Annotated in this window: 3 protein-coding genes; 2 read left to right on the forward strand and 1 reads right to left on the reverse strand. The window is 34.0% G+C overall.

Features of this window, described 5'->3' with window-relative positions; translation table 11 throughout:
• A partial coding sequence (locus OZD61_RS01100; protein ID WP_274979534.1) for a potassium transporter TrkG occupies positions 1-807 on the forward strand: 807 nt, incomplete at its 5' end.
• A 263-nt stretch (positions 808-1,070) separates the two neighbouring features.
• Here the strand turns inward: OZD61_RS01100 and mgtE are convergent.
• Positions 1,071-2,441 carry a magnesium transporter gene (mgtE, locus tag OZD61_RS01105; protein ID WP_274979535.1) on the reverse strand — a complete coding sequence of 457 codons (1,371 nt, stop codon included), beginning with the start codon at positions 2,439-2,441 and terminating at the stop codon, positions 1,071-1,073.
• Positions 2,442-2,594: 153 nt separating this feature from the next.
• Between mgtE and prfB the strand changes: the two genes are divergently transcribed.
• Positions 2,595-3,699, forward strand: a protein-coding gene (gene prfB / locus OZD61_RS01110) for a peptide chain release factor 2 (RefSeq protein WP_274979536.1) whose coding sequence is annotated in 2 segments (ribosomal slippage) — positions 2,595-2,669 and positions 2,671-3,699 — 1,104 coding nt in all. Because the reading frame shifts where the segments join, the coding sequence is not laid out codon by codon here.
• The last annotated feature ends 230 nt before the right edge of the window (positions 3,700-3,929 follow it).

Below are 3,929 nucleotides of genomic sequence, written 5' to 3' on the forward strand. Positions count from 1 at the left end.
CTTGCAAATGATTGTCCTTTCCTTCATTTCTCTCCTATTACGAAGATTTTAAACAGGTTCTTAGAAGTCATAACGATCATTTTTATGATTTTGGGTTCTCTGCCTTTTCTTAGCTATTTAAAAATTATAAGACGATTAGACATTTGCTATGATGAGCAGGTCTCTTACTTTTTTAAGATAGCTATTGTTTCATCTTTATTTGCTTGTTTTTGGTTGTATAAAAATGTTGATTTAGGAGTGTCATTATCATTTAGATGCAGCACATTTACCATCGCTTCCTTGATTACGTTAACTGGTTATGGAATCTGTAATCATATAGATTGGAGTTTCATTTCAGTCTTAGCTTCTTTTCTCACCTTTGTTGGTGGATGTAGTGGTTCTTCAAGTGGCGGTGTCAAAACCTTCCGCTTGATTGTTCTTTTAAGATCTATAAGAAATTACTTTTACCTTTTATTAAACCCAGGTGCAGACAATAGAGTAAAATTCAATGGAAAAACCCTGGAGAATGATGAAGTTCATTCTGTCTTTATATTTTTTGCAATTTTCATGTTAACGTTTACCATTTCATCAGTAGTGATGTCTTACTTAAGCAATGCAGACTTTATAACTAGCATCAGCTCAATCTCTGCAACGCTTACAAACTCTGGTCCAGGGTTCAGCAACTTAATAGGTCCTTCGGGTAATTATTCCTCTTTCAGTAATGAAGTAAAATTATTTCTATCGTTTTTAATGCTGCTTGGCAGACTTGAAATATTGCCAATCTATTTTTGTATAGGCAATTTATTCTTATTTAATAGAAAGAAATAGTTGGTGAAGTTGTGAAATTTGATATTATAGCTAAACTGACTTACGACAATTTGAAAAACCGTCATTCCGCTACTCGTTAGCGGAATCTATACCGCGAATAAATCCACAGATGTACGAACATTGTGATTTGGGCACACCAGGAAGAATGTCATCCAAGTAGCCCCTTTCTCGTCATCCCGCTACTTGTTAGCGGGATCTATGCTAAGAGATACCGCGAATGAATCGCGGCATGACGGTTCGCGGCGGTATAGCTATAGATAGTATTAGCTATTTAATAAAAAGATCGTAGCTAAACCAAGAAATATAAAAGCTGAGAGAATATCAGTTGTTGCCGATGTTAGGATTGAAGAAGAAACGGCAGGGTCAGACTTTAAACGGTGAAGCATTATAGGAATGAAAGTTCCGATGAACGTTGCAATAATTGACATCATAATCATGGAGACCACAAAAATCATCTCCACTTTGAAGTTGTGAAACCTTATTGCTAACACTACTAATGAAATAGTAGATAAGATCACCCCGTTTATAAGACCTATTAAAAATTCTTTCATCAGTATTCTTTTTGCATTTTGCTCAGTTAGATATTTTGTTGCGATTGCCCGGATGGTTAGCGTTACTGTTTGGGATCCTGCATTTCCGCTCATTGATGCAATTATCGGCATGATTATTGGCAGCACTATAAAACTTTTTATTACATCATCGAAAAAGCCAACTACTATGGAACACATTGTTGCAGCTAAGAGGTTAAACAGTAACCAAGGTAGCCTTTTAATTACAGTTTTATGTATAGGGGCATTTATATCGGCTTTAGAAGATACACCGCTTATTTTGAGTACATCCTCTTCTGTTTCTTGTTGAACAACTTTTATCACATCTTCAATTAAGATCACACCAATAATTTTACCATTCTTATTTACTACCGGAGCTGATAATAGAGAGTAATCTTTAAATATTCTTGCTACTTCCTCTTGGTCTACTCCAGTTTTAATGATTTTTATGTCATGATCCATTATCTCTTTTATTATTGTGTCTCCTGAGTGAGATATTACCTTATTTAAATTAACACTGCCTATAGGCTCTAATTTTGAGTTGATAATGAATACCTGGTGAAATTTTTCTGGTATTTTTTTATAGTTGCACACAAATTCTGTCAGTTGATTTATTGTCCAATAATATGGAGCTATAACCATATCTTTATGTATTAACCTCCCTGCACTTTCTTCTGGGTATGATAGCAACTCCTCTACTGATTTCTGAGTCTTGCTGGGCAAATAGTAAAGTATATTTTCTACAGACTTTCTATCTAAATCTTTCACTATGGTTACTATATCTTCTACATCAAGGAGCATTAGTAACTTTGCTGTATTTTCTATTCCCAATGTTTCTATGATCTCTATTTGTAAATCTGGCACTACATGCACTAGGGCATCACTTAACAAATGTTGATCGAGGATATTAACTAATTTCTCCCTGTGATCACTGATTGAAGTAGATAAAAAATAAGCTAACTGAACACTGTCTATCGTTTTTACAATATTATGAACATTTTCTAGCTCCTCGTTATCAAGTGACTCTATTAAGTCATCAATAGCCTTTTTGTCTAAACCATAATGAGAACTTATTTTAATATTCATTACTTTACCTTATCTTTTAATAAATATACGCGCTTGATTTCCTTAAACATTAAAGTATAATGAAATTATTTAAATTAACTATCATATGGTTAAATTTCTATTTTGTTTACTGTTATTGTTATTGATAGTAAATATATTAAAATCTAAAGTATAATGAAAACTTATTCAGAAATTCTCGAACACTTTCAAAGCTTAAATAAAAGTATTTCTCTTATCAGGAGGTGTCTTTGACATAGAAAAATTAAAGTTGCGTCTTGAAGAGCTGGATTCCCAAGCGTCGAATGATGATTTGTGGCAAGATAACCAAAAAGCACAAGAAGTTTTAAAAGAACGTTCTAAAATTAAGAATGACGTAGAGTTGTTTTTAAAGCTGGAAAGCGATTACAACGATGCCATTAGCTTAATGAAGTCTGCTATTGATGAGAATGATGAAGAATTTTTCTCTGAAGTTGAAAATGAACTGGTAAAGTTAGAAAAATTAATCAAGTGTAAAGAAACAGAATCCTTATTTACTGGTGAAGCAGATAATAATGACTGCTTTTTAGAAATCCACTCAGGAGCTGGTGGAACAGAGAGCAATGATTGGGCTGAAATGCTGGTGCGCATGTATGTAAGGTGGGCAGAAATTTATCATAACTTTAAAGTTGAAGTTGTAGAAAAATTAGAAGGAGAGTCGGTTGGTATAAAGTCCGCAATGATAAAAATCGTTGGAGAAAAAGCTTATGGGTGGGCAAAAAGTGAAAGTGGAATTCACAGGCTGGTTAGAATATCGCCGTTTGATGCAAATGGTAAACGTCATACCAGTTTTGCAAGTGTAGGAGTAACTCCAGTGATAGAAGATTCAATTGATATTGCTGTGGATGAAAAGGATCTAAAGATCGACACCTATCGTGCTTCCGGAGCAGGCGGTCAGCATGTGAACAAAACTGAAAGTGCAGTACGCATTACGCATATTCCAACTGGTGTTGTAGTTCAATGCCAAAATGGTCGTTCTCAACACAGAAATAAAGATGAGGCATTGAAATTACTTAAAGGACGTTTATACCAAATTGAACTGGAAAAGAAAGAACAAAAGATGGCTGAAGAATATGGTAAAAAATGCGATATAGGCTGGGGCAATCAGATCAGATCGTACGTTATGCATCCATATCAAATGGTGAAGGATTTAAGAACCGGACATGAAGTGGGCAATATAAATTCTGTTTTTGATGGTAATATAGATTGTTTCATAGTTAGTGTGCTTACTAAGCAAAATTAGGTAGGGTTGACTTTCTTGCCATAATATATGATAATTAAAATATTGTTAAAGTAGGAGTAAAGTTATGGCGATTAAATATGATCAGTGGAAAAGTGACCTTACCCAGAAAAAGTGGAGAGAAAGTGTGGAATGTTTTTTACAAAAAGAATGATGCATCAAGTTGTTCTGGAATGCAATAGTTAATAGTGACGTTGTTTGTTATAAAAAATTTCTATGTATTCAAATATTGC

The organism is Wolbachia endosymbiont of Drosophila bocki (genome assembly GCF_028982005.1).
Taxonomy (GTDB): Bacteria; Pseudomonadota; Alphaproteobacteria; order Rickettsiales; family Anaplasmataceae; genus Wolbachia; species Wolbachia pipientis.

What these genes read in the sequence shown, in the direction of transcription:
- mgtE (WP_274979535.1), bottom strand. Translation starts at nt 2,441, where the DNA reads ATGAATATTAAAATAAGTTCTCATTATGGTTTAGACAAAAAGGCTATT.